This is a genomic window from Halorubrum distributum JCM 13561 (assembly GCF_000337395.1).
GTDB lineage: Archaea > Halobacteriota > Halobacteria > Halobacteriales > Haloferacaceae > Halorubrum > Halorubrum distributum.
This window is the reverse complement of record NZ_AOJF01000063.1, coordinates 1-1,771: the sequence shown is the minus strand read 5'-3', so window position 1 is coordinate 1,771 and position 1,771 is coordinate 1. Positions and strand designations below refer to the sequence as shown.

Below are 1,771 nucleotides of genomic sequence, written 5' to 3'. Positions count from 1 at the left end.
CTTGCGGATCTTGAACACCAGTGGCCCCATCAGTTTCCGCACTTTCTGGCCGTCCTCGCCGGTCCCGCTGGCGTTCGTCGAGAACTCGTCACCGACGAACGCTTTCGGCTGTTGGGCGTTCTCGACCGGATTGCCGTCCTGCGTCACCCACTCCTCGAGCAGCGGGTAGTGCGGGATCCAGCCGTCTTCGACGTCGCCGTTGTCACGAACCCAGTCGTCGTTGCGCGGGAGCGTACGGATATTCGACGCCACTTTCAGATCACCGTCTACCCACCGATCCCGCAACTGCAACAGTAGGCACGCGAGGTTCGTTTTGCCAGCTCCCATTTCCCCGAGGATGACGATCACCGGCGCCGGCCCGGCGACGATCTCCCGGAGCCTGGTGATCGCCTTGATCCCGGACAGGTCCGCCTCTTGTGCCGGGTCGCCGATGTAGTGCTTGAGTGTCAGCGTGTCGCCGTTCTCGAGCGCCTGCCGGGCCGTCTCGCTCCCTTCGGCCTTCAGGATATCCCGGTTCTTGCCGACGTCCATGTACGTCGCTGCGGCCTTCGACTCCCAGCGATTCGGGTCGTGATGGATCGCACGCATGGACATCTGCCGGTCGACTTGCTCGTCACGAACAAACCCTGAGTGTTCGAGCACTTCGTCAGGATCGCGAGCGAGGTTCCCGTCTTGATACTCGCGGAAGCCACCGACCGTGAAATTGTCCTGCTCGTCACTCATCGGCCAGACCTCCATCGGTCAACCTCGAGAGCGGTGAACAGTGTGATACTTCCGACTGTGCAGAGTGTTTCTATCATCGGTCGTTCCCTCCGTCAGTAGCGGCCTGTTCTGCGGCCTGTGCGCGGGTCTGCGGCGGCCCGCCCGTCGTGTCGATGTCGTGCTCTCCAGCGTACTCTTCGACGTACTCAGAGATGTCCTGTATCTCGTCAATATCGCGTTCCTCGGCGTCTGTCTTCGCCGAATCGAAGCGTTGTTTCACCGTCGTCCGCGGGTTCATCAACCCGCGTTCGTCAGCCTCGGCTTCCTCGTTGATCACGTCCTTCTGAATCTGAAGCCCCATTTTCGAGATTCGGCCGCGAACACGGTTGTACTCGAGGAATGCCTCAACCAGATCGTTATGAACGTCCTCGAGCATGGCCTTCGTCGTGACGAGTTTCGAGTCGGCCATCTGGCTCATATAGCAGCCTCGGACGATGAGCGTCCCGTTCTCGCCTTGATCCGGGTGCCAGTCGAACTCTCGCACCTCGAACGCGTCCCCGTCGTTCACCGGATATGGGCCCGGTCCTTCGACGGTCTTCTCACTCCACACGCCGGGTTCGACGTAATACTTCTCCCGTTCATCAGTGACGCCGTTGATGTGGTGAACGGCCACCATATGCCGGTTGCGGAGTTTCCGGGCGCCCGTGACGAACAGTCCGAGCAGCGGCGGCCCCAGGAGCAACAGCGCCGCGAACCAGCCGAAGACGATCGGCGGGATTCCCGGCACCTCCGGGCGAATCCAGATCAGTAGGGCGCCGATCGTGACCGCGAGCCCGAGAACGACTAGCTGTCCCTCTGCGAAGATGTACGTAAGCCGGTCCTGCCAGTTACCGAACGTCGTACTTGTATCGCTCATGCTTGAATCACTCCGCTTTCCTCCGAGCGGACGACGTACCAGGCGCCGACACCCGCGAGCCCGACCGTCATCCCGATACCCGAGAACAGCCCTGACTCGCCGCCGAAGTGGCGGAACGGGTTCTGCTCAACCTGTCCGACCGAGATACGCGAC

General features: G+C 61.5%; 1 protein-coding gene and 1 pseudogene. Both read right to left on the bottom strand.

What is annotated here, in order from left to right:
• Window positions 1-723, bottom strand: a pseudogene (locus C470_RS15090) (hypothetical protein); the annotation flags it as partial.
• A 73-nt stretch (window positions 724-796) separates the two neighbouring features.
• The gene (locus C470_RS15085) at window positions 797-1,618 is read right to left on the bottom strand and encodes a hypothetical protein (RefSeq protein ID WP_008368370.1); all 822 of its coding nucleotides are present in this window, start codon (window positions 1,616-1,618) and stop codon (window positions 797-799) included.
• Window positions 1,619-1,771: the final 153 nt, after the last annotated feature.